Raw genomic sequence first — 25,109 nt, forward strand, 5'->3', positions numbered from 1 at the left:
GCTCGTCTTTTTCTGTATGACATTTCCCAAGCTGCACCAGCGGTCATTTCAAGCTTCCTGAACGGTTTAGACTCGTGCTTCACCAAACCTTCAAGGAATTGCGCATGAATGCATCCAGCCTTACCGGCGGCTCAGATGGCGAGCGTTTCAATGAAGTGCTCGCACTGATCCACAGTTCCAGACACAAGGCCATGCAGGCGGTCAATACTCACCTGATCGAGCTTTACTGGCAGGTGGGCGCTCATATCAGTCGCAAGATTGAGCGGGCGGATTGGGGGGATTCGGTGGTTGGCCAATTGGCTGAACATCTGGCTAAAACGCAACCGGGGTTGCGAGGTTTCACTCGGCGAAATCTGTTTCGGATGCGCCAGTTTTACGAGGCCTATCGGGGCGATGAGAAAGTGTCAGCACTGCTGACACAATTGCCGTGGACTCATAATTTGCTCATTTTGACGCAGAGTAAGTTCTCCCAAGAGCGCGAGTTTTATCTGCGGATGGCCATTCAGCAAAAGTGGTCTACTCGAGAGTTGGAGCGCCAATTCAAAACGGCGCTTTTTGAGCGAAGCGTCACCGATCCAGCGAAAACCTCCGCCGCGCTGAAACAAACGCACCCGGCAGCGCTTGAAATATTCCGCGATTCCTACATGGTCGAATTCCTCGACCTGCCTTCTGCTCATTCTGAAACCGATCTGCACCAAGGGCTCCTGACAAGGCTGAAGGACTTCCTCATCGAGCTTGGTCGGGACTTCTGCTTTGTCGGCTCCGAATACCCGCTGCAAGTCGGCGGTCGGGATTTTGCTCTGGATCTTTTGTTCTTCCACCGAGGGCTCAATTGCCTGGTCGCTATCGAGCTCAAGGTCGGGCGCTTTGAACCGGAATATCTCGGCAAGCTGGATTTCTATCTGGAGGCGCTAGATCGCAATGTTCGCAAGCCGCACGAAAATCCGGCGATCGGTGTGTTGCTCTGCGCCAGTAAAGAGGACGAGGTCGTCGAGTACGCCCTTAACCGCAGTCTCTCGCCGGCATTGATCGCGCAGTATCAAACATGCCTGCCGGATAAACAGTTGCTGCAAGCCAAGCTGCATGAGTTTTATGCTTTGGATACGGCCCACACGGAAAACACGGACTAGCGGGCGCTTATTCCCATAAACCATAAGCACCGTACTTTGCGTGATATGGCCTTCGCGGGTTTGCCGGTATGATAGGCGCCCCCGCACGTCTGGATTGCGAATACGCCATGACCCTGCAGTACCCAACCATTGCCGATTGCGTCGGCAACACGCCGCTGGTGCGTTTGCAGCGCCTGCCCGGCGCCACCAGTAACACCCTGCTGCTCAAGCTCGAAGGGAACAACCCGGCGGGTTCGGTCAAGGACCGGCCAGCGCTGTCGATGATCACCCGCGCCGAATTGCGCGGGCAGATCAATCCCGGCGACACGCTGATCGAAGCGACTTCCGGCAACACCGGGATCGCCCTGGCGATGGCTGCCGCGATCAAGGGTTACAAAATGATCCTGATCATGCCGGACAACTCCAGTGCCGAGCGCAAGGCAGCGATGACCGCTTACGGTGCCGAGCTGATTCTGGTGAGCCAGGAAGAAGGCATGGAAGGCGCGCGCGATCTGGCGCAGCGGATGGAGGCCGAAGGCCGTGGCAAGGTGTTGGATCAGTTCGCCAATGGCGATAATCCTGAAGCGCATTACACCACCACCGGCCCGGAAATCTGGCGTCAGACCCAGGGCTCCATCACCCATTTCGTCAGCTCGATGGGCACCACTGGCACCATCATGGGCGTGTCGCGTTATCTGAAAGAGCAGAGCGACAGCGTGCAGATCGTCGGCCTGCAACCGATGGAAGGCTCGGCCATCCCGGGCATCCGTCGCTGGCCGCATGAATACCTGCCGAAGATCTATCAGGCCGACCGCGTCGACCGTATCGTCGACATGGCGCAAAGCGAAGCCGAAGACGTCACCCGACGTCTGGCTCGCGAAGAAGGCATCTTCTGCGGCGTGTCCTCGGGCGGTGCGGTGGCAGCGATGCTGCGCCTGTCGCAAGAAGTTGAAAACGCGGTGATCGTTGCGATCATCTGCGACCGTGGCGACCGTTACCTGTCGACCGGCATTTTTGACGCGCCCAACTGATGGCCAAACACGAGAGAGGCCTGCGCTTCCAGCCCACCGGTGGAAGCAAGGCCCCGCAAGTCCCGACCGGTAAAAAGCAGCGCCTGACGATCGAGCGCCTGGCCAACGACGGTCGCGGCATCGCGTTTTTCGAAGGCCGTACCTGGTTCGTCCTTGGCGCCCTCGCTGGCGAAGAGGTCGAAGCGCGGGTGCTCGGCGCCCACGGCAAAGTGGTCGAGGCGCGCACCGAGCGGGTGTTCACCGCCAGCGATCTGCGTCGTCCGGCGCCATGTCCGCACGCCGGCCGTTGCGGCGGTTGCAGCGTCCAGCATTTGCCCCACGACGAACAACTCGCCCTGAAACAGCGCATGCTCGCCGAACAGTTGTCGCGGGTTGCGGGTGTCGAACCGCAAGAGTGGGCGGCGCCGCTGACCGGCCCGGAATTCGCCTATCGTCGTCGCGCGCGCATCGCCGTGCGTTGGGACATGAAAGCGAAAAAGCTCGAAGTCGGTTTCCGCGCCGCCGGCAGTCAGGACATCGTCGCGATCAGCGAATGTCCGGTGCTGGTACAGCCCTTGCAACCGATCATGAGCCGGTTGCCGGAGATGCTGCGTCGCTTGAGCAAGCCGCAAGCGCTGGGCCATGTTGAATTGTTCAGTGGCTCGTCGCTGGCGGTACTGCTGCGCCATATGGCGCCATTGTCCGAAGCGGACCTGACGATCCTCAAGGAATTCTGTGATTTCCACGGCGCGCAATTGTGGCTGCATGGCGAGGGTGAACCGCAGCCGGTCGAGGCGGGTCTGACGCTCGGCTATCGCCTGGAGCGGTGGGATCTGGATCTGGCTTATCGTCCGGGTGATTTCATACAGGTCAACGCCGGCGTCAACGAAGCGATGGTCGCCCAGGCGCTGGACTGGCTCAAGCCCACTGCCGACGAACGTGTGCTCGACCTGTTTTGCGGTCTTGGCAACTTCGCATTGCCCTTGGCCAGAAACGTGCGCGAAGTGGTGGCCGTGGAGGGCGTGCAGACCATGGTCGAGCGTGCCGCCGCCAACGCCGCCAGTAACAATTTGCATAACACAAAGTTTTTTCAAGCCGATTTATCCCAGCCTTTGACGGATGCCGAGTGGATCGGAAACGGCTTTTCTGCGGTACTCTTGGACCCACCGCGCGACGGTGCTTTCGAGGTGGTGCGCAAGTTGGCAACCCTGGGTGCCAGGCGGTTGGTATATGTGTCGTGCAACCCGGCCACGCTGGCGCGCGACACGGTTGAATTGATCAAGCAGGGCTACCGGTTAAAACGTGCCGGGATTCTCGATATGTTTCCTCAGACGGCACATGTCGAGGCCATGGCGTTATTTGAAGCGAGCCAGGACGGCTCGTCTGAATCCGTCTGATCTGTCCGCGCAGCGCTCGCCTGAGCCCCGCGAGCGCGAACGGGCATAGAGGATCAGCGATTTGACGCATTGAATCTGCGTCGTAGGGAAGGTAAAGCAGCATGGTACAGGTGAGAGCACACCAGCCGATCAACACCGACGGCAGTATCAATCTCGAGGCCTGGCTCGATCACGCGGTCAGTGTCGATCTGGCACTGGATCGCGAGGCCTTGAAAGAAGCCTGCGAGTTCGCTCGCGAGGCTGAACAACAGTCCAATGCCAAGAAGAATCTGTGGGCCGAAGGCTCCGGCAGTTTCAGTACCGGCCTGGAAATCGCCGAAATCCTCGCCGACCTCAAGCTCGATCAGGATTCGCTGGTCGCTGCAGTTCTGTATCGCGGCGTGCGCGAGGGCCAGATTGAACTCGCGGCAATCGGCCAGCGCTTCGGCCCGGTGGTGGCCAAGCTGATCGACGGCGTGCAGCGCATGGCGGCCATCAGCGCCAGCCTCAGCCCGCGTCAGTCGATGGTCATGGGCACGCAGGGGCAGGTGGAAAACCTGCGCAAGATGCTCGTCGCAATGGTCGATGACGTGCGCGTCGCGCTGATCAAACTGGCCGAACGCACCTGCGCCATTCGTGCGGTGAAGGCCGCCGATGATGAAAAGCGCAACCGCGTCGCCCGCGAAGTCTTTGACATCTACGCGCCCCTCGCGCATCGCCTCGGCATCGGTCACATCAAATGGGAGCTGGAGGACCTGTCCTTCCGTTACCTCGAACCTGATCAATACAAACAGATCGCCAAGTTGCTCCACGAGCGACGGCTGGACCGCGAGCGCTTCATCAGCGACGTGATGACCCAGCTCAAGGACGAACTGCAGGCCACCGGTGTTGACGCCGACATCAGTGGCCGGGCTAAACATATCTATTCGATCTGGCGCAAAATGCAGCGCAAGGGTCTGGAATTCAGCCAGATCTACGACGTTCGCGCCGTGCGTGTGCTGGTGCCGGAAATGCGCGACTGCTACACCGCGCTCGGCATCGTCCATACCCTGTGGCGGCACATCCCGAAGGAATTCGACGACTACATCGCCAACCCGAAAGAGAACGGCTACCGCTCGCTGCACACGGCGGTGATCGGCCCGGAAGGCAAGGTGCTCGAGGTTCAGATCCGCACCCATTCCATGCACGAGGAAGCCGAGCTCGGCGTTTGCGCGCACTGGCGCTACAAGGGCACCGACGTCAAATCCGGCTCGAACCATTACGAAGAGAAAATCTCCTGGCTGCGTCAGGTGCTCGAATGGCACGAAGAACTGGGCGACATCGGTGGTCTGGCTGAACAGTTGCGGGTGGATATCGAGCCGGATCGGGTCTACATCTTCACCCCTGACGGCCACGCGATCGACTTGCCCAAGGGCGCTACCCCGCTGGACTTCGCTTATCGCGTGCACACCGAAATCGGCCATAACTGCCGGGGCGCGAAGATCAACGGGCGCATCGTCCCGCTGAACTACAGCCTGCAGACCGGTGAGCAGGTCGAGATCATCACCAGCAAGCACGGCACGCCAAGTCGCGACTGGCTTAACCCGAACCTGGGGTACGTCACCACCTCGCGGGCGCGGGCCAAGATCGTTCACTGGTTCAAGTTGCAGGCCCGTGACCAGAACGTAGCGGCCGGTAAAACCCTGATCGAGCGCGAACTCAGCCGCCTTGGCCTGCCAGCGGTGGATTTCGACAAGCTGGCCGAAAAGGCCAACATGAAAACCGCCGAAGACATGTTCGCCGCCCTCGGTGCGGGCGATTTGCGTCAGGCGCATCTGGTCAACCTCGCGCAGCAACTGGTCGAGCCGGAGCGCGGCAACGAGCAGTTGGAGCTGATCCCACGCAAGGCCACCGGTTACAAACCGGGCAAGCGCGGCGATATCCAGATCCAGGGCGTTGGCAACCTGATGACGCAAATGGCCGGCTGCTGCCAGCCGCTGCCGGGCGACGCGATTGTCGGTTACATCACCCAGGGCCGCGGCGTGAGCATTCACCGTCAGGACTGCGCCTCGGTGCTGCAGCTGGGCGGGCGCGAGCCGGAGCGGATCATCCAGGTCAGCTGGGGGCCGGTGCCGGTGCTCACCTATCCGGTGGACATCATCATTCGCGCGTACGACCGATCCGGGCTGCTGCGTGATGTCTCGCAGGTGCTGCTCAACGAGCGCATCAACGTACTCGCGGTCAACACCCGCTCGAACAAGGAAGACAACACCGCGCTGATGTCCCTGACCATCGAGATTCCTGGTCTGGATGCGCTGGGGCGTCTGCTGGGGCGGATTTCGCAATTGCCGAACATCATCGAAACGCGGCGTAACCGTACCCCGTGAGAGTGACATTGTTTGATGTCCCGATCGTTCCCATGCTCCGCGTGGGAATGTCTCTTGGGACGCTCCGCGTCCAGTGACGCGGAGCGTCACGGCTGCATTCCCACGCAGAGCATGGGAACGATCGGATCTACGCAAGAGAGATAAATGATGTACAGCCTCGAAGACCTGCTCCACCTCATGGCCCGTCTGCGCGATCCGCAGTACGGTTGCCCGTGGGACATCAAGCAAACCTACGCAACCATCGTCCCCCACACCCTCGAGGAAGCCTACGAGGTGGCGGATGCCATCGAGCGTGGCGATCTGGATCACCTGCAGGGCGAACTGGGCGATCTGCTGTTTCAGGTGGTGTATTACAGCCAGTTGGCCAAGGAAGAAGGGCGGTTTGAATTTGCCGGGGTGATCGACGGCATCACGCGCAAACTGATCCGTCGTCATCCTCACGTATTCCCCACCGGCGATCTCTACGCGCCGCTCGACGTTCCACGCTTGAGCGAAGAACAGGTCAAACAGCGCTGGGAAGAAATCAAAGCCCAGGAGCGCGCCGAGAAAGCCTCGGCCCCAGAGCAATTGTCCCTGCTCGACGATGTGCCGGCCACGCTGCCGGCGTTGTCCCGTTCAGCCAAGTTGCAGAAGCGCGCGGGGCAGGTCGGTTTCGACTGGCCGGACGCCTTGCCGGTGCTCGACAAGGTGCGCGAGGAGCTTGATGAGGTGCTCGAAGCCATGTCCGAAAATGATCCTGCAGCGGTGGCGGACGAGATCGGCGACCTGCTGTTTTCCGTGGTCAATCTGGCCCGGCATCTGAAGGTCGATCCGGAAACGGCGTTGCGCGGTGCCAACGGCAAATTTGAAAGGCGTTTCCGTTTTATCGAACAGGCATTGCGCGACACCCACCGTCCCATGGAAGATTGCACCCTCGAAGAGTTGGACGCCCTGTGGGGTGAGGCCAAACGTCAGGAAAAGAATTTGCCTAGCTGCGGCTGAGCTACTGCCCAAGTGAGTAAGCACCATGAGTATTTCCCTTCGCGACCAGTTGCTCAAAGCAGGCCTGGTCAACCAAAAGCAGGCCAAGCAGGTCAGCAAGGACAAGCAGAAGCAGCAACGTCTGGCCCACAAGGGGCAGATCGAGCTGGATGACTCGCAGCAGCGCGCCGCTCAGGAAGCCATGGCCGAGAAGGTCAAGCGCGACCAGGAACTGAACCGCCAGCAAAAAGAAAAAGCCGAAGCCAAGGCCCGCGCGGCGCAGGTCAAGCAGTTGATCGAAGTCTCGCGTCTGCCCAAGCTGACCACCGAGGACTATTACAACTTCGTCGACGACAAGAAGGTCAAGCGCATCTCGGTCAACACGCTGATGCGCAACAAGCTCAGCAGCGGTTCGCTGGCGATCGTGCACCATAACGGCGGCTACGAAGTCATCCCCCGTGAAGCGGCGCTGAAGATCCAGGAGCGCGACCCGCAGCGCATCGTTCAGCTCAACGTGCAGACCGAAGAAGTCACTACCGAAGACGATCCGTATGCGGCGTACCAGATTCCCGATGATCTGATGTGGTGAGTCGAGGTCTGTAACAACGACGAACCCCGCTCATGGCGGGGTTCGTCGTTTTCAATGCTGTGGTTGTCTCAGGCTGACTTCAGGTCTCTTTGCTGTTCCTGCACTTCCAGCTCGGCCTTGTAATTGTGGGCATCGATTTCGTTATGGAATATGCCGACCAGCAGGTCTTGTTGATGCACGTCCCAGATACGGATACCGGCGGCCAGGCCCTCGTGGGACATGTGTGAATCGTCGCGTTCAGTTACTTTTACAGTCATCTGCTAGCTCCAAATCTCAAGTTATCTGCAGCAAGGCGTCTGCAGGACTCTGTTATAGGATTTGTTAGCCAGCTAAGTAAACCGCCGATTGGCGCAAGGTGTTGTTGCGGTTTTCGCAACAGCGCTGCAGGCCACGGAAACCGCGACATTCGGTCGCAGGGCGTTTGGTTTCATGACAAAGGTTTCATCTTCGCACGCACCACGACCCCCCTGTAGGAGCTGCCGAAGGCTGCGATCTTTGGACTCTGATCGTTCCCACGCTCTGCGTTGGAATGCAGCCCGTGACGCTCCGCGTCACTGGACGCGGAGCGTCCCTTGAGGCATTCCCACGCGGAGCGTGGGAACGATCAAGATCGCAGCCTTCGGCAGCTCCTACATGGGAGACCTGCGTCGAGCCATGAGTTTTTCTGCAGACCAAAAAAAACGCCCCGAACCAGTCGGGGCGTTTTCATGTGTGGCTCAGCAGCGGGGAATTACTTGCCTTCCCAGCGCTTCAGTACCAGCGTGGCATTGGTGCCGCCGAAGCCGAAGCTGTTGCTCATCACGGTGTTGAGGGTGGCGTTCTCGCGGGTCTTGGTCAGCACCGGCAGGTCGGCCACTTCCGGGTCGAGCTCGTCGATGTTGGCGGAACCGGCAATGAAGTTGCCTTCCATCATCAGCATGCAGTAGATCGCTTCGTGAACGCCGGCAGCGCCGAGGGAGTGACCGGACAGGCTCTTGGTCGAGCTGATCGCCGGGGCCTTGTCGCCGAACACTTCACGCACACCTTTCATTTCCGCGACGTCGCCGACCGGAGTCGAAGTGCCGTGAGTGTTCAGGTAGTCGATCGGGGTGTCGACGGTGGACAGCGCCTGCTGCATGCAGCGGATCGCGCCTTCGCCGCTTGGGGCGACCATGTCGTAGCCGTCGGACGTCGCGCCGTAGCCAACGATTTCGGCGTAGATTTTCGCGCCACGGGCCAGAGCGTGTTCCAGCTCTTCGACCACGACCATGCCGCCGCCGCCCGCGATGACGAAACCGTCACGGTCCTTGTCGTAGGCGCGGGAAGCTTGTTCCGGGGTGTCGTTGCGTTTGCTGGACAGGGCGCCCATTGCGTCGAACAGGAACGACTGGCTCCAGTGTTCCTCTTCACCGCCACCGGCGAAAACGATGTCCTGCTTGCCCATCTGGATCTGTTCCATGGCGGTACCGATGCAGTGGGCACTGGTGGCGCAGGCAGATGCGATGGAGTAGTTCAGGCCCTTGATCTTGAACGGCGTGGCCAGGCAAGCGGAAACGGTGCTGCTCATGGTCCGCGTGACGCGGTACGGGCCGACGCGTTTCACGCCTTTCTCACGGAGGATGTCCAGCGCTTCCATCTGGTTCAGCGTGGAAGCACCGCCGGAGCCGGCGATCAGGCCGGTACGCGGGTTGGACACCTGCTCTTCGGTCAGGCCGGAGTCAGTGATCGCGTCTTTCATGGCCAGGTAGGCGTAAGCCGCTGCATGGCCGACGAAGCGATAGATCTTGCGATCGATCAGCTCTTCAAGGTTGAGGTCAATGGAGCCGGAAACCTGGCTACGCAGACCCATTTCAGCATATTCCGGGTTGAACCGGATGCCAGGGCGGCTTGCACGCAGGTTAGCGGAGACGGTCTCTTTGTCATTGCCCAGGCACGAAACGATGCCCAGACCAGTGATAACGACGCGGCGCATGCGAATAACCCTTAGAAGTTGTCAGTGGAGGTGAACACGCCGACGCGCAGGCCTTCGGCGGTGTAGATTTCGCGTCCGTCGACAGTGACCGAACCATCGGCGATGGCCATGTTCAGCTTGCCCTTGAGGACGCGTTTGATATGAATGTTGTAGGTCACTTTCTTCGCGGTTGGCAGCACCTGACCGAAGAATTTCACTTCGCCCGAACCCAGCGCACGACCGCGCCCCGGCAGGCCTTGCCAGCCCAGGAAGAAACCGACCAGTTGCCACATGGCATCCAGACCCAGGCAGCCCGGCATCACCGGATCGCCTTCGAAATGGCAGGCGAAGAACCACAGGTCAGGGTTGATATCCAGCTCGGCGACCAATTCACCTTTGCCGTACTTGCCGCCTTCTTCGCTGATATGGGTGATGCGATCCACCATCAGCATGTTCGGGGCGGGCAGTTGCGCGTTACCTGGGCCGAACAGCTCACCGCGACTGCAGCGCAGCAGGTCTTCCCGAGTAAAGGCGTTTTGTTTGGTCATGCGAGCTCCTCAATAATCCCGTGCGGCAGGTGGGGCAAATCTTCCCGACCGTCCGAAGCGTTCATGCCTCGAACCGGCAGCCTACTCATAGACTATTGCGTTGTGGTGAAAGTCACAGCACCAAGGACATGAATGTACACTTGTGCACTGAAATTTTTATTCAAGCCCCTTTTGAGGCTCGTTCGGGTGCCTAAGACTGCCGCACTTTCGCTTTTCACGCCAGTCGCAGATGGTCGAAATGCCCACACTACGTCACCCAGCGCTGCAAAATCTGCTGCAGGTCGTTGCGTTTGAACGGCTTGGCCAGGTAATCGTTCATACCCGCCGCCAGGCAGGTTTCGCGGTCGCCCTGCAAGGCATTGGCGGTCAGCGCGATGATCGGCACATCGCGACGCCCGGGCAGATTACGAATCTGCCGCGTGGCCTCGTAGCCGTCGATGATCGGCAGGCGGCAGTCCATCAGAATCACCTCGAATTCGCTGCCTTCGGCACTGCGCACTGCTTGCGCACCGTCAGTAGCGACACTGACGGCGAAGCCCAGGCTGCGCAGCATCGCTTCGATCACCGTCTGATTGACCGGGTTGTCTTCGACCAGCAATACATGCCGTCCTTCGCCCTGTCCACTGCCGTTCAAGGCACGCGGCGCGACCAGCGCCGGCAGCGGCTCTTTATACAGAGCCAGCGGGATTTCCAGGGTAAACACCGAACCGCGACCCTCTTCGCTCTGCGCGCGCAAGGTGCCGCCCATGCGTTCGGCCAGGGTTCGGGCGATCGGCAGGCCAAGCCCGGTGCCGCCGTATCGGCGGGAAATCGAGCTGTCGGCCTGCTGGAACGCATTGAACATCAGCTCCAGGCTCTCGGACGAAATCCCGATGCCGCTGTCACGCACCGAACAGGTGAACCACAACAGTTCGTGGTCAAGCGACTGCCATTGCGCTTCGATGCTGACCCGGCCCTGCTCGGTGAACTTCAAGGCATTGCCAACCAGATTGACTAGAATCTGCCGGATCCGCGTAGGGTCACCCTGAACCTGCAAACCGCGCATGTCGTCCGGGATCCGCAGGTTCAGCGCCAGGCCACGCTGTACCGCGCTGTGCTGGAACGACTGCGCGCAGGCGCCGATCAGTTCGGCGAGGTTGAACGGAATGTGCTCCAGCTCCAGTTCCGAACGTTCGATCCGCGAGAAGTCGAGAATGTCGTTGATGACCTTGAGCAAGTGCTCCGTTGACTCCGACGCGAGCGCGGCATATTCGACTTGCTCCTCGGTCATCTCGGTGGTTTCGAGCAATTGCAGCATGCCCAGCACGCCATTCATGGGCGTGCGCAGTTCATGGCTCATCATCGCTAAAAAGTCGGATTTGGCATTGTTGGCCTTTTCGGCTTCCTCGCGGGTCTGGATCAACTGCGCCATCGCCTGATGCTGCTCGCGACTGGCCTGTTCCAACGCTTGGGCAAGGTTATTGATGTGCTGTGACAGCGCGCCCAGTTCGGTGTCATCGACAATCGGCAGTGGAGTTTTATAGTCGCCTTCCTGAATAGCCTTGACTGCATCGCCGATGTCTCGGATGGGGCGCGACAGGCTGCCCGCCAGGCGCCGTGCCAACACGAACGTGAAGAGCAGGGCGAACAACGCCAGAATCGCGGCCTTTAACACAATCTCCTGCTGGCGCTGACTGAAAGCATCGTTGGACAGCCCGACGAGCACCCGCCCCAGATAATCCTCGCCGGCCGCGCTGTTGGTGACTTTGCCGTCCTGGAAAAAATCGTTGTGCAAAGCGATCCGTTGCAGACGCACCGGGGCTTGAAACACTTCGATCTGATGCGGACGACTGTGGGTGGTAGCCGGTTGTTCGACATAGACGAGAATCCGGTTGGCACTGTCCTGTACCTCCAGAAAGCGCACATTGGGCGTGGCCAGTGTGGCTTTGAGCAGGCTTTCGAGCACTTCGTTGTTGCCGGAAATCACGCCGTATTCCGTCGCCGGAGCCAGTTGGTTGGCGATCAATTGGCCGGTGTGGTTCAACTCCTGACGCAAATCCTGAATTCGCACGAAGGTGAAGAAGCTGATTAACAGCAACGTCAGCAACAGCGCCGGCCCGAGGCTGATCAGCTGTGTGCGGGTGTTGATGTCCCAACGGCGACGGAAACTCATGGACGGCGCTCTCCTTCGGCCAGGGTGCTGGCGACAGATGCTTCATTCAGCGGTTCGATGCCTAAGGAACGAGCCACCTGCGCATTACTTGAGACTTTGAAACGAGCGGGGTAGAGGGTTCGCGGCCATGCGCTCGTCGGCTGGTCGAGCAAATGGTCAAGGATTGCCAGCCAGTCACCCTGATCGCTGTAAGTGCTGGCAAGGCTGCCCGCGCGGACGAATGAAATAGTGGGACCAATCAGTGCCACCTGGCGCGCGTAGCTACTTAGCAGCAGGTTTTTTGCTGTCTGCGAGTTGTAGAGGTCAGGGTCGTCTAGGCCGAGCAACACGTCGCTGTTTTTCAGCACGCTTTGCAAGGGGCGGCTGTCGTGGGTGTTGTCCCAGCGCTGACTGACGATGTCCAGATTCAGCGGCCGCGCGGCCAGGCGTAATTCTTCGAGGAGGAATTCGCCGTGCTCATCGAACAGCACGCCGACCCGCCGGGCTTGCGGCAAGATCCGCCGGATCAATTGCAATTGCCGGCTCAGCGGCGGATCGCTCCACAGCAGACTCAGGCGCGCCGGCTGCGCATCGCCGAATCGCTGGCGGGCCTGCAAACGGCTGATGCGCAACACCAGCGTTGCCGGGCCCTGGGGTTCTTGCATGCGCCAGTCAAGACTCGGCAGGTCAAGCAGGATCAAACGCAGGCTGGTGGGCAGCTTTCCCGGCGCCGGCAGGCTGGCCAGGGGCTGGAAACGTACATTATCGGTCGGTCGCAATTCACCCAGCGCTTGAACGAAGGCTTGCACGCCGGGGCTGTCCTCGGCGCCGGTCAAAAGAATATCTGCGGCCTGCACCGCGACGCCGTGCAGCCACGCCGTGATGAACAGGCAGAACCCGGCCAGCCAGTGGCCAAGGGTTGGCGTCTTCCGTGACGGGCCGTTGCGCATCTTAAAACTCCAGCTCGGCGCTGAAATACATCACCCGGCGTTCGTCATAGTTGTTGTCGACGAAGGTGCTCGGCTCACGGTCCAGGCGCTGCTGCACCACCCCGGCCAGTTGCAACTGTGCCTTGCCCAAAGGGATGCGTTTGGCGATGCGCGTGTCGACCCGTTCGAAGCGGTACCCGTTGAGCGCGTTGTCACCGTAATAGAACAGGGCGCTGTTCCAGCCATGGCCCCAATTGCGCAGCCAACCGGCGGAACCGCTGTTGCGTGAGGTGAACTGCTGATCCAGTGGATTGCTCGCCTCTGCATCAACAAAGGCATAGGTAAACCGCAAGCGGTCAGCCCGGCTGACACGCCAGTCGAGTTGCGTTTCAGTGCCGCGAAAGCGTGAGCTGTTGGCGTTGCTGGCAATGTATTGGTTGTTGCGCAGCGGCTCGCTGATCATGCCGGTAATTTCGTCGTAGAACAGCTTCACATCGACGGCGAGGCCAAGTTCGGCGAAATAACCGTTGTAGCCCAATTCTCGAGAGCGCATGTGTTCTTGATCGAGATCGCCTGGCCCACGGGTCTTGACGAAATAACGCGCCGAGGACTGGCCGTAGGCCGAAGGTCGCAAATTGCTGACCTGATAGCTCCAGTTGACGTTGTTCTCGAACATGTCCGGCGAGCGGATCGCTTCCGAGTACACGGCGCGCAGGCCATGGCGCGGATTGATCAGGTAGTTGATGGCGAAACGCGGGGTCAGGGAACTGCCGATCAGTTGCGCGTCTTCGAACATCGCCCCACCTTGCAGCAGCCAGTGCTCAGTGGCGCGCCATTCCAGTTGACCGAAGGCACGCCATGTCGTGTCATCCAGCGTGCCGTTGAAATAAGTTTCGGAGTCTGCGCGGTCGTAGCGGTAGTTAAGGCCGCTGACCAGACGCAGGCTGTCGGAGAGGCTGAGGGTGTCCTGCAATTCAAGGTCGTAGCGCGACTCTCGGGCGCTCTGGTCGATGTCGCCGCACAGGGTTCGGCTCGCACCGTTGCGCCATTGATCGAGCACCCGATTGGCCAGCGCCATCTCCGGCGGTGTGCCGGGCGCCGCGCCGGGCCCGGTGAACCGGGTGATGTTGCGCGCCAGGCGTTCCGTGTAATTTGGATTGAGCTGCCACAGTTGTGTCAGTTCCGGGCTGAACGACACCTCGGCATCGCAGGCACGCCAGACCTGCTGGCGATCCCAGTGCTGCGCCGAACCTTGCACATAAAGACTGTGTTCAGGATTGATATCGAGATTCCAGCGCACCGAGCCCGCGTAATCCCTGGCGACCACGTCGGAATTGTTCCCGGCAGCGGTAATCCCCGAGAAAACCGGGCTGTAGGTGTAAGGCCGCTGGTTGCTGCCGTCCTTCGCGTTGAGCTGCCAGTCGAGGCTCTGGTCTTCATTGAGGCTGTGACTGACCGCCAGACTCAGGCGATTCAAGCGACGGCTGTCGCGGTAATCGGCGCCTTTGCGATCGCTGTCGAAACCGTCGTCCTCCTGGCCGGACAGCGACAAACGCAGATCGCCGCCATTCCAGCTTGTGCCCTGGCTGGCGTAGAAATCACTGATGCCGCGCTGACCACGAGTGATTTTCAGCCGTGTGCCATGGCTGTCCGCCGGGTGACGGGTGATGATGTTGACCACCGCCATCAGCGCGTTGGCGCCGTAGCTGACGGTGTTCGGGCCGCGAAACACTTCGAGGCGCTCGATGTCTTCCATGGCCACCGGAATGTCGCTCCAGTCCACCGTGGCCAGACCCGCGCGATACACCGAGCGACCGTCGATCAACACCTGCATCCGCCGTGCTTCGCTGGCATTGGTGCCGTGGTAATTCACTGCCGCCTGATTGCCACTGATATGGCCGACCATCATGCCCGGCACGAGTCGCAGCAGTTCGCTGATGTCGCGGGCACCGCTGGCGCTGATCAATTCGCTGTCGAGGACGGTCATGCTCCCGGGGACTTCCGCCGGCGTCTGCTTCAATCGGGTGGCCGTCAACACTTGCGGCAGCGGCTGGCTGTCGACAAACAGGTCGTCGGCCAGCACCAGCGGGCTGAACAGCAGCGCCAGTAACACAGACGAGCGCGGGGGAGGAGGGCCAGAAAACACGACACAGCCTGTATAGAGAAGAATTGGCGCGCATGTTAACCGAGGGCAGCGACTTTTCCAGTGACGTTGCGGGCATTTACCTCGGTTTTATTGGTCTTCTTCCTACAAATAACGGTAATTGTTGCTGGGGCTGGCCGCGACCGGGTCGCCCCGTATAATGCCCGGCATCGCCACTGGTATGGATTAACGGATTGCATATGACTGAACAGCGCCCGATTGCGGTCCTGGGAGGCGGAAGTTTTGGTACCGCCGTGGCCAATTTACTGGCCGAGAACGGCCATCAAGTCCGGCAGTGGATGCGTGACCCCGAACAGGCCGAGGCTATCCGGGTCAATCGCGAAAACCCGCGTTACCTCAAGGGCATCAAAATTTTGCCGGGCGTGACCGCCGTCACCGACCTGCAGCAAACCCTCGACGCCTGCGATCTGTGCTTTGTCGCGCTGCCGTCGAGCGCGTTGCGCACCGTGCTGGCCGCCCATGCCGAACGTCTGAGCGGCAAGATGCTGGTCAGCCTGACCAAAGGCATCGAAGCGCAGACCTTCAAGCTGATGAGCCAGATTCTCGAAGAGATCGCCCCGCAGGCGCGCATCGGCGTGTTGTCCGGGCCGAACCTGGCGCGCGAGATTGCCGAACACGCCCTGACCGCCACGGTGGTCGCCAGCGAAGACGAAGAATTGTGCAAGCAGGTGCAAGCAGCGCTGCATGGCCGCACCTTCCGCGTGTATGCGAGTGCCGACCGTTTCGGCGTCGAGCTGGGTGGAGCGTTGAAAAACGTTTACGCGATCATCGCCGGCATGGCGGTGGCGCTGGACATGGGCGAAAACACCAAAAGCATGCTGATCACCCGGGCGCTGGCCGAGATGACACGCTTTGCCGTGAATCAGGGCGCCAACCCGATGACCTTTCTCGGCCTGGCCGGGGTCGGGGATCTGATCGTCACCTGTTCATCGCCCAAGAGTCGTAACTACCAGGTCGGCTTCGCCCTCGGGCAGGGTCTGAGCCTGGACGAAGCCGTCTCGCGTCTGGGTGAAGTGGCCGAAGGGGTCAACACCTTGAAAGTGCTCAAGGCCAAGTCTCAGGAAGTCGGCGTGTACATGCCACTGGTCGCCGGGCTGCACGCGATTTTGTTCGAGGGACGCACGCTGGAGCAGGTGATCGGTCTACTGATGCGCGCCGAGCCGAAAACCGACGTCGACTTTATTTCCACCAGCGGTTTCAACTGATTCAGCTTTTATACGGACAGGAAGCAAGCCATGAACGATCCGAAAAACGAAGCCCGGTACGAATCCATCCTTTTGCGCGTGTTGTGGATGATCGTTTACCTGCTGGTCTGGCAAGTGGCGCAGTTCATCCTCGGCGCGGTGGTGCTGGTGCAACTGATTTACCGTTTGATCTACAGCGCACCGAGCGCCAGCCTGATGAATTTTGGCGACAGCCTGAGCCAGTTCCTCGCGCAGATCGGCCGTTTCGGCACTTTCCACAGCGACCAGAAGCCCTGGCCATTCGCTGACTGGCCTGCGCCGCGCGCGCCTGAAGGTGAGGCACCGCACGCCGTCGCACCGGCACCACACCCGGTGCGCGATGAGGAGCCCAAACTATGAAACTCTGGGCATTGCGCCACGGTGAGGCGGTGCCTTATGGCGCGAAAGCCGATTCCGAGCGAGAGCTGACCCCGCACGGTCGTAAAGAAGTCTCGAACAGCGCCGCCCATTTGATGGGTCAGACGCTGACCGCGATTTACGCCAGCCCGTACCTGCGTGCGCAGCAAACCGCAGAGATCGTTCGCGAGGCACTGGGCTTCAAGCCGCAGATTCGCACGGTCGACTGGCTGACGCCGGAGAGCGATCCGGACAAGGTGGCCGAGCAGTTGGTGTCGGTCAGCAATGTGCTGCTGGTCAGTCATAACCCGCTGGTGGGCAACTTGCTCAGCTATCTGCAGCATGGCGCCGGGTATCCGCCGGAAAGGGTCGGCACGGCGGGGTTGGCCGAGCTTGAGAGTGCTGAATTGCTGATTGGCTCGATGACCCTCAATAGCCTCAAACACCCTTGACACACCCCTTGTGGGAGCGAGCCTGCTCGCGAAGGCGATGGTCCATTCGACATGAATGTTGTCTGACCCGCCGTTTTCGCGGGCAGGCTCGCTCCCACATTGGTTCTGCGGACACCATGAAATTATTTGTTTGAAAATTCCAACCAAGCACTTGCTTGGTTGACTACGCTTGCTCCAGACCAAAAAAACAGGAGCGAGTCGCATGTCTGCCGCCTTCCGTTTGCCGCTGGACGTGTTCTACGAACGGGAAGCCCGGCACCCGCGCCAGCGCTTCCTTGTGCAGCCCATCGGTGGCGGACGGGTCGAGACGCTGACCTGGGCTGACGTCGGCCATCAGGCCCGCTGCGCCGCGCACTGGTTGCGCTCGCGAGAACTGCCGCAAGGCAGCCACATCGCCCTGATCTCAAAAAACTGCGCGCACTGGATCATCGCCGACCTCGCCATCTGGATGGCCGGGCATGTCTCCGTGCCGCTGTATCCCAATCTCACCGTTGATTCAGTGGCGCAAGTGCTCACCCACTCGGAAAGCGTGCTGGCGTTCATCGGTAAGCTGGATGACTGGCCGGGCATGGCGCGCGGCATGCCTGCAGGGTTGCCGACCATCAGCCTGCCGCTGCATCCGCCCGGCGAGTTCGATTTCAGTTGGGCCGACCTTCAGCAAAGTTCACCAATCCAGGACGATCCGAGACCCGCCCCGGAACAGCTGGCGACGATTATTTACACCTCCGGGACCACAGGCCTGCCCAAAGGCGTCATGCACAGCTTTGCCAATCTGGGTTTTGCCACCAGCCGTGGCACGCAGTTGTTCGGGCTCAACGAGAACGATCGGCTGCTGTCCTACTTGCCGCTGTGTCATGTGGCCGAACGGATGTTCGTCGAGCTGGCGTCGATCTATACCGGGCAAACGGTGTTCTTTGCTGAAAGCCTCGACACCTTCATGACCGATCTCAAGCGCGCCAGGCCGACGGCAATGTTCGGCGTGCCCAGGATCTGGACCAAATTCCAGATGGGCGTCTACAGCAAGATCCCGGCGAAGCGCCTGGATTTTCTCCTTGGCCTGCCGTTCATCGGCAAGCGCGTAGGGCACAAGGTGCTGGCCGGCCTGGGGCTGGATGCGTTGCGCGTGGCATTGTCCGGGGCGGCGCCTGTTCCGCAAACCTTGCTCAGCTGGTACCAGAAGCTCGGCCTAGATGTGCTGGAGGTCTACGGCATGACGGAGGGTTGCGGTTATTCGCATATCTGCCTGCCGGGCGAGTACCGGCAGGGCTGGATCGGCAAACCTTGTCCCGAAGTCGAAGTGCGTATCGACGAATCAGGCGAGGTGCAGGTACGCAGCCAGGCAAACATGCTTGGCTACTTCAAGGAACCGCAGAAAACCGCCGAAACCCTCACCCAGGACGGCTTCCTGCGCACCGGTGACAAGGGCGAGCAGGATGGCGAAGGGCGTCTGCGCCTGACCGGACGGCTCAAGGAAATCTTCAAGACCAGCAAAGGCAAGTACGTCGCCCCGGCGCCCATCGAAAACCGTCTGGCTGTGCACTCGCGGATCGAACAGGTGTGCGTGGTTGGCGATGGCCTGAGCGCGCCGCTCGGTTTATGCGTGCTGTCGGCGGTCAATCAGCAAGAGCCGCGGGCGAGCCTGCATGCGAGTCTGGAAAAACTGCTGGAGGAGGTCAACGCCGTGCTCGACAAGCACGAGCGCCTGCGCCGCCTTGTGGTCGTCAAGGACAGTTGGGCCGTGGAAAACGGTTTCCTCACGCCGACGTTGAAAATCAAGCGCAATGTCATCGAAGACCGCTACGGCGCCCGCTTCGAAGAATGGAGCGAGCGCAGCGAGGCGGTGCTGTGGCAGGATTGAGCGACCACTAAAATAACAAAAGGAACTCTGCGATGAGCTTGTGGCGTACCACTCCCAACATCGAGCAGTTGAACGCGATCCAGAAGAACACCATTGGCGAAGTGCTCGACATCCGCTTCGAAGCATTCGACGAACAATCGTTGAGCGCGAGCATGGTCATTGACCATCGCACCCATCAACCGTACGGATTACTGCATGGCGGCGCGTCGGTGGTACTGGCGGAAACGGTCGGCTCGATGGCCAGTTATCTGTGCATTGATGCCAGCAAGTTCTATTGCGTCGGGCTTGAGATCAATGCCAACCATCTGCGCGGCCTGCGCAGTGGCCGGGTGACGGCAGTGGCCACGCCGATCCATATCGGTCGCACAACCCACGTGTGGGACATCCGCCTCACCAGCGATGAAGGCAAGGCCAGTTGCGTCTCGCGCCTGACCATGGCGGTAGTGCCACTGGGTGAAAATCCTCCTGTATCCTGAGGTCCGTCGGGCAGAAAAAACAGGCTCGGAATCCTAACTCGCCTTGCCTGTCTGCTTGAAGCTGTATTGGTTCGGACGCAGTCGTACTGCGTGTGGCACCAATACCTGGGGTCGATAAAGGCTATTCATCAGTCTATCGGCGGGTTCATCTACAAGGGTGTCCACGGGAACCTCTGAATAGGTCAAGACGTCAATCATGATGTTGAGCCCCATTCCGCGGACCATGTCCTCGCCGACGAACATTGCATTACGACGTTGGGTATCTTCATCTTCGTTGTCTCTTAAAGCGAAGTCCCTGCCGTATGCAAAGGCATCCCCCACCCAGTGAGGGGCAGACTTGGGCCTGCTTGTTGGGAGGATGATATCCAGGGTCTGCAGCAACGAACTCTCCAACTGCCCACTTTGATGGAGCGTGGTTAAAGGTGTTCTGTAGCGTTTATCACCGAAGCGGCTACTGCGCTTGGCAGGCTCCTGCTGTGCTTCCAGTGAAAAGAAGACGAAGTCGTCAGTGGCCAGGTGAGTCAGGTCGCCCTCAGCGGTATTGTCTGTTTTGAACACCACTCCATGGTTGATCAACTGTTTTCTGGAAAACAATTCGACGACGTTGTCCTGGCGCAGGTCCTGGTCTGAAAAATGGACGATATGAAAGGGGCTATCACTGAAGGGATTAAGAAAAAGCTGATCGGCGCTCCCCAAATCGATGTCCTCCTCAAGACGTGTCTCAAGGCGCCTGATGTTTTCCTTCGATAGTTTCTGGAATGCGTCCAGGCCATGGGTTGATGGAGCAAGCTGCTGCCATGCGTTCCCGTTGGCCTGGGCATGATTAAAAGCCTCAATAGCTTCCTTGGTGATCTGGCCATCGTCGTCCAAAAAGGTCACAGGATTGTTTCTGACAAACCGAAAGAGATTCAAACCATCGGCCGCCCCAGCTGGATCAGGATTTATCCAACGCTCCAACCAAGGCGCGTAGTACCGCTGACCGTAGTAATACAAGCCCGTGGCATCACGCTCCTGGCCGGAGTATCGCCGGGTTTTGTAGCTGGCTTGCACCTTGCTCGGGCCAGCCCACCACGACGTGCCTCCGTAGGGGTAATACATTTCCTCACTGATCAGGTCGGCGCGGTCATCAAGCTCCAGCGTATTGGAGCCAAGGTGATTCGTCAGGTTGTAACGGTATTGATCGGCCTGGGTGCTTCCCGACTTCCAGTGCAGGACCTGTACGGTGCAACGTCCCGCCTGCACTGAAATGACGTGGATAGTTTTCTCAGGGGATGTACGGACCTCCAGTCCTGCAAAATAGCGTGTTTCGTGGGTGCGCTTAGCGGCTGCGCTGTAGGCCAGGCGAATTTTGCGTTTGCGTTGGCCTGCCCCGTCGTAGACATAGGTCTCGCCGTCGTTCGGTGCGTCTTCACGCACTACTTGATCGACCTGACGCAGGCGGTTGCTTGGATTCCAGGTTAAATCCTGGCCCACCAGTAATTGTTTTCTGTTGCCGTTGGCATCGAATCCGGCTGCGATTTCGTCCTCGTCGGGCAAGCTGCCATCGGCTTTCTGCGCAAGTCCCCGATTGCTGTATTTCGAAATCGCCGTTCGTTGCGTCCAGCAATGGCTGGCAGCGCTGTGGACCAGCGTCGTGAGATTGCCGCCGTGATCGTAGCTATAAACCTGGTGATAGTTTTCCAGCTGCCCTGGATCGGCAGGAGAAACAAAAACCGACTCCTGAGGACCGTTCTCACTACCGACCCGTTGCCAGCCATGTGCCTCGATCAGTTGGTACAAACTGTCGTAGATGTACGACTGGACTGGTTCGATCTTTTGGTTACGAAAAAAACGGGTGCCCAGCGTCCCGTCCTTGATGTTGAGGATATTGCCGACACGATCATATTGGTATGCCAGGTTTTGCAGCGGTGGCTGGCCGGGGAGTCCAGCCTTGACGCTCAACAGACGACCATCCTGTGGATCGTAGAGCGCTTCGCTGACCACGCCGTTGCCGGCGGTCTGGCGTTCGATACTGCCGTACGCGTCGTAGCGAATGTCGTTCAGCAACGATGTATCGCCCGTTTGCCCGGCGAGTTTCAAGCGAACTCGCCGAAGCTGGCCGGCGACGTCCAGGTCCGAAAACTGGACGTTGTTTTGCGCATCTGCTTGCAGGATTGCGGTGCCCATGGCGTCATAAACGACGCGGGTGGTAGCGCTGGAGGTCTCGTTCAAAAGGTCCCTGCCTGCCTCATCGACGGGCCAATCCGGTTCGTTCAGGTCCCGGAGAAAATGCCGGATTTGCGAAACGACCCCGCCCGTCAGCGCAAAATCATTGAACAGGACGGTACCCGCATCATCATCGTGGCGGATCAATCGGCCACATTGATTACGCGAGGCTGATTCAAGGCTGTTTGCCCCGTAGGTGTAGAACGCGCTGTTTCTGTCAGGCGAGCCTTGAGCTTGCTCAACGGTTCTAAAGGGCCGCAACAGCGCGTCGTATTCGGTTTTCACCTGGGTGTACAAGCCGTCCCAGCCAATGAGGTGTTCACCGGCTACGCCAAATAGCGCCAAGCGAGTACCCGCATCGACGTTTTCGGTGCGGATCGGCGCGCCCGCGAGGCTGAAGATGATTCTCAGGTTCGGCCGGGCATCCGGCTCTGTCCCGAGCAATTCGAACAGGCGCGGATCGTAGCTGACCGTGGGACGTCCGGCGGTATTGTAAAATTGACGAAAAATACGGGCTTCGGGTTTCTCTGCGGGCTTATCACGAAAGTAGGACACCGAGGCGATAACGAGTCCTCGAGGGTCTCTCACTGACACATTTGGTGTCCTGGCGTGCATGGCTTGCTCCCTCAAGGGATATCCGCGGTTACCGTGGTTATCCGGCTCGATGCGAGTAGTGTCAACTGTCAGGTCTGACAGGTCAGAGGGGTGTTTGCAGCCAGGCGGATTTATCAATAAGACGACGCTGTCATCATTCCTGTCAGTTAAGGTCATTGCCGCGCTACGGCGGACTGCGCACAATCGGTCGCAGTTCTCGCAATGGATCGGCCCACATGTCGCAACAGGTGTTTTTTGCCCACGCCAATGGTTTTCCCTCGGCCACCTACGGCAAGCTGTTCGCCGCGCTGGCGCCGCAGTACGCCGTCGCGCATCTTGAGCTGCACGGCCATGACCCGCGTTTTCCGGTGGATGACAACTGGAACAACCTGGTGGACGAACTGATTCATCACCTCGAACAACAACCGGAGCCGGTATGGGGCGTGGGGCACTCTCTGGGCGGTGTGCTGCATCTTCACGCAGCGTTGCGATGCCCTGGGCTGTATCGGGGCGTGGTCATGCTCGATTCGCCGGTACTGACCCGCGCGGACCGCTGGGTGATCCTCGCCGCCAAGCGCTTGGGATTCATCGACCGCTTGACACCGGCCGGGCGAACGCTGGGGCGGCGGGAGGAGTTCAGCGACCTGGAGTCGGCGCGGGCCTATTTTGCCGGCAAGACGCTGTTTCGCGGTTTCGATCCAGAATGCTTCGAAGCGTACCTGCAACACGGCTTGCAGCCTTTCGGCGATCGATTGCGACTGCGCTTCGACCCGGCCACGGAAATCAGCATCTATCGCGGCGTGCCGCACACCAGCCCAGGTCGGGCTCTAAAGCTGCAAGTACCGCTGGCGGTGGTGAGAGGCCGGCAGAGCCGGGTTGTGATGCGTCACCAGACCCGTTCGGTGGGGCGTATGCCCTGGGGCGAATCCCTGAGCATGCCTGGCGGCCACATGTTTCCTCTTGAATACCCCCAAGACACGGCCACCTTGATCAAGGACCTGCTCCAGCGCTGGGAAGGGCAGCGAGCATGAGTGCCGTCGAAGAGGTTCGCCTGAGCCTGCCTCATATTGAACTGGCGGCCCACCTGTTCGGGCCGGAAGATGGCCGACCGGTGATCGCCTTGCATGGCTGGCTCGACAATGCCAACAGCTTTGCCCGGCTGGCGCCGAAACTCAAAGGCTTGCGCATCGTTGCTCTGGACATGGCTGGTCACGGTCATTCCGGGCACCGGCCGAACGGCGCCGGTTATGCGCTGTGGGACTACGCCCATGATGTGTTGCAAGTCGCCGAGCAACTGGGCTGGAATCGTTTCGGCCTGCTCGGGCACTCGATGGGCGCCATCGTTTCCATGGTTCTGGCCGGTTCGTTACCGGAGCGCATCAGCCATCTGGCGTTGATCGATGGAGTGATTCCTCCGACAGACAAAGGCGAAAACGCCGCCGAGCGAATGGGCATGGCGCTGCAGGCGCAACTGGATCTGCGGGAAAAGCGCAAACCGGTCTACAACACTCTGGACCGCGCCATCGAGGCGCGGATGAAAGGTCTGGTGGCGGTCAGTCGGGAAGCGGCAGAACTGCTGGCTCAGCGGGGTCTGATGCCGGTGCCCGGCGGGTATACCTGGCGCACCGACAATCGCCTGACCCTGCCATCGCCGCTGCGCCTCACCCAGGAACAGGCGATGGCATTCGCTTTGCGCGTCAGCTGCCCGGCCCATCTGGTGGTTGCGGCGGATGGCATGCTGGCCAAGCATCCTGAACTGCTGGAGCGCCTGCCGTTCAGCCGGGAAGTGCTGTCGGGCGGGCATCATTTGCACCTGAATGACGAGGCCGGTTCAGGTCTTGTAGCAGACTGTTTCAATCGCTTCTTCGCCATGCCTTGACTTGCCGCAGGCAACTGTCGAGGCTGGGCGGGTTGAAATGGGAGACAACCACGATGGATTGCTATACCGCTGCGACCCCGATCCGCCAAGCTTTGGCGCTGCGATGAGGTCACTCATGCGCTCGCTCAGTCTGTTGGCGCTGTGCTGTTTCAGTGCCTTTTCTTTCGCCGCCGATGTGCCCGGCAGTCACGATCTGCAGATTGTGCCGCGTCTGGCCGATGCGCAGATCGTCGACTACCGTCCTCCGGTTGAACTGGAGCGAATCTATCCGTTGGGCTCGATCCGCAAGATCAGCGGCCAGTTGCGCTTCGACGGCCAGGTCACGGCGCGCGGCCAGACCACGTCAGTGACTTACGAGCTGCCACCCGAACATTCCGCCACCGAAGCCTTTACGGCGGCACGCGAAGCCCTGCAGAAGCAGGACGCCGAGTTGCTGTTCTGGTGTCAGGCCCGTGACTGTGGCGAAAGCAGCCTCTGGGCCAACGAGGTCTTCGGCAATGCCAAACTGTACGGTTCCGACGAGCAACAGGCGTATCTGTTGCTGAGGCTGGCGGCGCCACGGGACAACACGCTGGTGGCGCTCTACAGCATCACTCGCGGCAATCGCAAAGCTTATTTGCATGTCGAACAATTCGAGGCGAGCGCGCCACTGGGCGATTTGCTGCCGACTTCTGCGACCCTGCTGCGCCAACTCAAAAGCACCGGCGAGCTGGACTTCCCGAAACTGGTGAGCGATCCCGATGCCACCTGGCTGCGCCTGATTTCCCGTGGCCTGAACCTCGACACGACGTTGCGGGTCGCGGTTTCCGGGCCCAAGGCCGAAGCCTGGCGTCAGGCGTTGATCAATCAAGGCGTACGGGCAGCGCGGATGGAAGCCGGCAATGTCGAAGGCTCTGGCCTGCGCATCGACCTGTTGCGATAAGCTGTGCCGGGCGAGCGCGCACGTTGGGTGT

21 protein-coding genes are annotated in these 25,109 nt (G+C 60.0%); 14 read left to right on the forward strand and 7 right to left on the reverse strand.

Features of this window, described 5'->3' with window-relative positions; translation table 11 throughout:
- The first annotated feature begins 104 nt into the window (after positions 1-104).
- From HU727_RS08435 to HU727_RS08460, 6 genes are all read left to right on the forward strand, one after another.
- Entirely contained in the window at positions 105-1,130 is a 1,026-nt protein-coding gene (locus tag HU727_RS08435; RefSeq protein WP_186529713.1) for a PDDEXK nuclease domain-containing protein, read from the forward strand.
- 107 nt (positions 1,131-1,237) lie between these two features.
- A complete protein-coding gene (gene cysM / locus HU727_RS08440; RefSeq protein ID WP_186530566.1) occupies positions 1,238-2,140 on the forward strand; it encodes a cysteine synthase CysM in 903 nt (300 codons plus the stop codon).
- A complete protein-coding gene (gene rlmD / locus HU727_RS08445) occupies positions 2,140-3,516 on the forward strand; it encodes a 23S rRNA (uracil(1939)-C(5))-methyltransferase RlmD (protein ID WP_186529711.1) in 1,377 nt (458 codons plus the stop codon). The genes cysM and rlmD overlap by 1 nt, the downstream gene beginning before the upstream one ends.
- 101 nt (positions 3,517-3,617) lie before the next feature.
- The gene (relA, locus tag HU727_RS08450; RefSeq protein WP_186529704.1) at positions 3,618-5,861 is read left to right on the forward strand and encodes a GTP diphosphokinase; all 2,244 of its coding nucleotides are present in this window, start codon (positions 3,618-3,620) and stop codon (positions 5,859-5,861) included.
- A 147-nt stretch (positions 5,862-6,008) separates the two neighbouring features.
- On the forward strand, positions 6,009-6,842 hold the full coding sequence (mazG, locus tag HU727_RS08455) for a nucleoside triphosphate pyrophosphohydrolase (protein WP_186530564.1): 834 nt from the start codon (positions 6,009-6,011) through the stop codon (positions 6,840-6,842).
- Between the two features lie 25 nt (positions 6,843-6,867).
- Positions 6,868-7,410: a DUF2058 domain-containing protein gene (locus HU727_RS08460; RefSeq protein ID WP_186529702.1), complete on the forward strand. Its 543-nt coding sequence runs from the start codon at positions 6,868-6,870 to the stop codon at positions 7,408-7,410.
- A gap of 68 nt (positions 7,411-7,478) precedes the next feature.
- On the opposite strand, the gene HU727_RS08465 is transcribed toward HU727_RS08460, so the two are convergent.
- The 6 genes from HU727_RS08465 to HU727_RS08490 form a co-directional block, all read right to left on the reverse strand.
- A complete protein-coding gene (locus HU727_RS08465) occupies positions 7,479-7,667 on the reverse strand; it encodes a hypothetical protein (protein ID WP_186529700.1) in 189 nt (62 codons plus the stop codon).
- Between the two features lie 473 nt (positions 7,668-8,140).
- Positions 8,141-9,361 carry a beta-ketoacyl-ACP synthase I gene (gene fabB / locus HU727_RS08470; RefSeq protein WP_186529698.1) on the reverse strand — a complete coding sequence of 407 codons (1,221 nt, stop codon included), beginning with the start codon at positions 9,359-9,361 and terminating at the stop codon, positions 8,141-8,143.
- A gap of 11 nt (positions 9,362-9,372) precedes the next feature.
- Complete coding sequence (gene fabA, locus HU727_RS08475) at positions 9,373-9,888, reverse strand: 3-hydroxyacyl-[acyl-carrier-protein] dehydratase FabA (protein WP_186529696.1); 516 nt, start codon at positions 9,886-9,888, stop codon at positions 9,373-9,375.
- 247 nt (positions 9,889-10,135) lie between these two features.
- Positions 10,136-12,040 carry an ATP-binding protein gene (locus tag HU727_RS08480; RefSeq protein ID WP_186529688.1) on the reverse strand — a complete coding sequence of 635 codons (1,905 nt, stop codon included), beginning with the start codon at positions 12,038-12,040 and terminating at the stop codon, positions 10,136-10,138.
- On the reverse strand, positions 12,037-12,969 hold the full coding sequence (locus HU727_RS08485) for an ABC transporter substrate-binding protein (RefSeq protein WP_186529686.1): 933 nt from the start codon (positions 12,967-12,969) through the stop codon (positions 12,037-12,039). Before HU727_RS08485 ends, HU727_RS08480 begins: the two co-directional genes overlap by 4 nt.
- Before the next feature lies 1 nt (position 12,970).
- On the reverse strand, positions 12,971-15,094 hold the full coding sequence (locus HU727_RS08490; RefSeq protein ID WP_186529684.1) for a TonB-dependent receptor plug domain-containing protein: 2,124 nt from the start codon (positions 15,092-15,094) through the stop codon (positions 12,971-12,973).
- Between the two features lie 197 nt (positions 15,095-15,291).
- On the opposite strand from HU727_RS08490, the gene HU727_RS08495 reads away from it, so the two are divergent.
- From HU727_RS08495 to HU727_RS08515, 5 genes are all read left to right on the forward strand, one after another.
- Positions 15,292-16,317 (forward strand): NAD(P)H-dependent glycerol-3-phosphate dehydrogenase, encoded by a 1,026-nt coding sequence (locus HU727_RS08495; protein ID WP_186529682.1) that lies wholly within the window; start codon positions 15,292-15,294, stop codon positions 16,315-16,317.
- A gap of 30 nt (positions 16,318-16,347) precedes the next feature.
- A complete protein-coding gene (locus HU727_RS08500; RefSeq protein ID WP_186529680.1) occupies positions 16,348-16,695 on the forward strand; it encodes a DUF4389 domain-containing protein in 348 nt (115 codons plus the stop codon).
- The gene (sixA, locus tag HU727_RS08505) at positions 16,692-17,144 is read left to right on the forward strand and encodes a phosphohistidine phosphatase SixA (protein WP_186529678.1); all 453 of its coding nucleotides are present in this window, start codon (positions 16,692-16,694) and stop codon (positions 17,142-17,144) included. Before HU727_RS08500 ends, sixA begins: the two co-directional genes overlap by 4 nt.
- Before the next feature lie 202 nt (positions 17,145-17,346).
- The gene (locus tag HU727_RS08510) at positions 17,347-19,002 is read left to right on the forward strand and encodes an AMP-binding protein (protein WP_186529676.1); all 1,656 of its coding nucleotides are present in this window, start codon (positions 17,347-17,349) and stop codon (positions 19,000-19,002) included.
- A 32-nt stretch (positions 19,003-19,034) separates the two neighbouring features.
- A complete protein-coding gene (locus HU727_RS08515; RefSeq protein WP_186529667.1) occupies positions 19,035-19,478 on the forward strand; it encodes a hotdog fold thioesterase in 444 nt (147 codons plus the stop codon).
- A gap of 33 nt (positions 19,479-19,511) precedes the next feature.
- On the opposite strand, the gene HU727_RS08520 is transcribed toward HU727_RS08515, so the two are convergent.
- Positions 19,512-22,454, reverse strand: coding sequence for an RHS repeat-associated core domain-containing protein (locus HU727_RS08520; RefSeq protein ID WP_225919812.1), 2,943 nt, complete (start codon positions 22,452-22,454; stop codon positions 19,512-19,514).
- Between the two features lie 59 nt (positions 22,455-22,513).
- Here HU727_RS08520 and HU727_RS08525 point away from each other — a divergent pair, with 59 nt between their 5' ends.
- From HU727_RS08525 to HU727_RS08535, 3 genes are all read left to right on the forward strand, one after another.
- Positions 22,514-23,308: an alpha/beta fold hydrolase gene (locus HU727_RS08525; RefSeq protein ID WP_186529665.1), complete on the forward strand. Its 795-nt coding sequence runs from the start codon at positions 22,514-22,516 to the stop codon at positions 23,306-23,308.
- Entirely contained in the window at positions 23,305-24,156 is an 852-nt protein-coding gene (locus tag HU727_RS08530) for an alpha/beta hydrolase (RefSeq protein ID WP_186529663.1), read from the forward strand. The genes HU727_RS08525 and HU727_RS08530 overlap by 4 nt, the downstream gene beginning before the upstream one ends.
- Before the next feature lie 115 nt (positions 24,157-24,271).
- The gene (locus tag HU727_RS08535; protein WP_186529661.1) at positions 24,272-25,078 is read left to right on the forward strand and encodes a DUF4892 domain-containing protein; all 807 of its coding nucleotides are present in this window, start codon (positions 24,272-24,274) and stop codon (positions 25,076-25,078) included.
- The last annotated feature ends 31 nt before the right edge of the window (positions 25,079-25,109 follow it).

Origin of the sequence: Pseudomonas khorasanensis, assembly GCF_014268505.2 — a bacterium.
In the GTDB taxonomy this organism is placed as follows: Bacteria; Pseudomonadota; Gammaproteobacteria; order Pseudomonadales; family Pseudomonadaceae; genus Aquipseudomonas; species Aquipseudomonas khorasanensis.

Excerpts from the sequence above, each read along its gene's own strand:
- HU727_RS08435 (WP_186529713.1), top strand. The coding sequence starts at position 105 with ATGAATGCATCCAGCCTTACCGGCGGCTCAGATGGCGAGCGTTTCAAT.
- cysM (WP_186530566.1), top strand. The coding sequence starts at position 1,238 with ATGACCCTGCAGTACCCAACCATTGCCGATTGCGTCGGCAACACGCCG.
- rlmD (WP_186529711.1), top strand. The coding sequence starts at position 2,140 with ATGGCCAAACACGAGAGAGGCCTGCGCTTCCAGCCCACCGGTGGAAGC.
- relA (WP_186529704.1), top strand. The coding sequence starts at position 3,618 with ATGGTACAGGTGAGAGCACACCAGCCGATCAACACCGACGGCAGTATC.
- mazG (WP_186530564.1), top strand. The coding sequence starts at position 6,009 with ATGTACAGCCTCGAAGACCTGCTCCACCTCATGGCCCGTCTGCGCGAT.
- HU727_RS08460 (WP_186529702.1), top strand. The coding sequence starts at position 6,868 with ATGAGTATTTCCCTTCGCGACCAGTTGCTCAAAGCAGGCCTGGTCAAC.
- HU727_RS08465 (WP_186529700.1), bottom strand. The coding sequence starts at position 7,667 with ATGACTGTAAAAGTAACTGAACGCGACGATTCACACATGTCCCACGAG.
- fabB (WP_186529698.1), bottom strand. The coding sequence starts at position 9,361 with ATGCGCCGCGTCGTTATCACTGGTCTGGGCATCGTTTCGTGCCTGGGC.
- fabA (WP_186529696.1), bottom strand. The coding sequence starts at position 9,888 with ATGACCAAACAAAACGCCTTTACTCGGGAAGACCTGCTGCGCTGCAGT.
- HU727_RS08480 (WP_186529688.1), bottom strand. The coding sequence starts at position 12,040 with ATGAGTTTCCGTCGCCGTTGGGACATCAACACCCGCACACAGCTGATC.
- HU727_RS08485 (WP_186529686.1), bottom strand. The coding sequence starts at position 12,969 with ATGCGCAACGGCCCGTCACGGAAGACGCCAACCCTTGGCCACTGGCTG.
- HU727_RS08495 (WP_186529682.1), top strand. The coding sequence starts at position 15,292 with ATGACTGAACAGCGCCCGATTGCGGTCCTGGGAGGCGGAAGTTTTGGT.
- HU727_RS08500 (WP_186529680.1), top strand. The coding sequence starts at position 16,348 with ATGAACGATCCGAAAAACGAAGCCCGGTACGAATCCATCCTTTTGCGC.
- sixA (WP_186529678.1), top strand. The coding sequence starts at position 16,692 with ATGAAACTCTGGGCATTGCGCCACGGTGAGGCGGTGCCTTATGGCGCG.
- HU727_RS08510 (WP_186529676.1), top strand. The coding sequence starts at position 17,347 with ATGTCTGCCGCCTTCCGTTTGCCGCTGGACGTGTTCTACGAACGGGAA.
- HU727_RS08515 (WP_186529667.1), top strand. The coding sequence starts at position 19,035 with ATGAGCTTGTGGCGTACCACTCCCAACATCGAGCAGTTGAACGCGATC.
- HU727_RS08520 (WP_225919812.1), bottom strand. The coding sequence starts at position 22,454 with ATGACCTTAACTGACAGGAATGATGACAGCGTCGTCTTATTGATAAAT.
- HU727_RS08525 (WP_186529665.1), top strand. The coding sequence starts at position 22,514 with ATGTCGCAACAGGTGTTTTTTGCCCACGCCAATGGTTTTCCCTCGGCC.
- HU727_RS08530 (WP_186529663.1), top strand. The coding sequence starts at position 23,305 with ATGAGTGCCGTCGAAGAGGTTCGCCTGAGCCTGCCTCATATTGAACTG.
- HU727_RS08535 (WP_186529661.1), top strand. The coding sequence starts at position 24,272 with ATGCGCTCGCTCAGTCTGTTGGCGCTGTGCTGTTTCAGTGCCTTTTCT.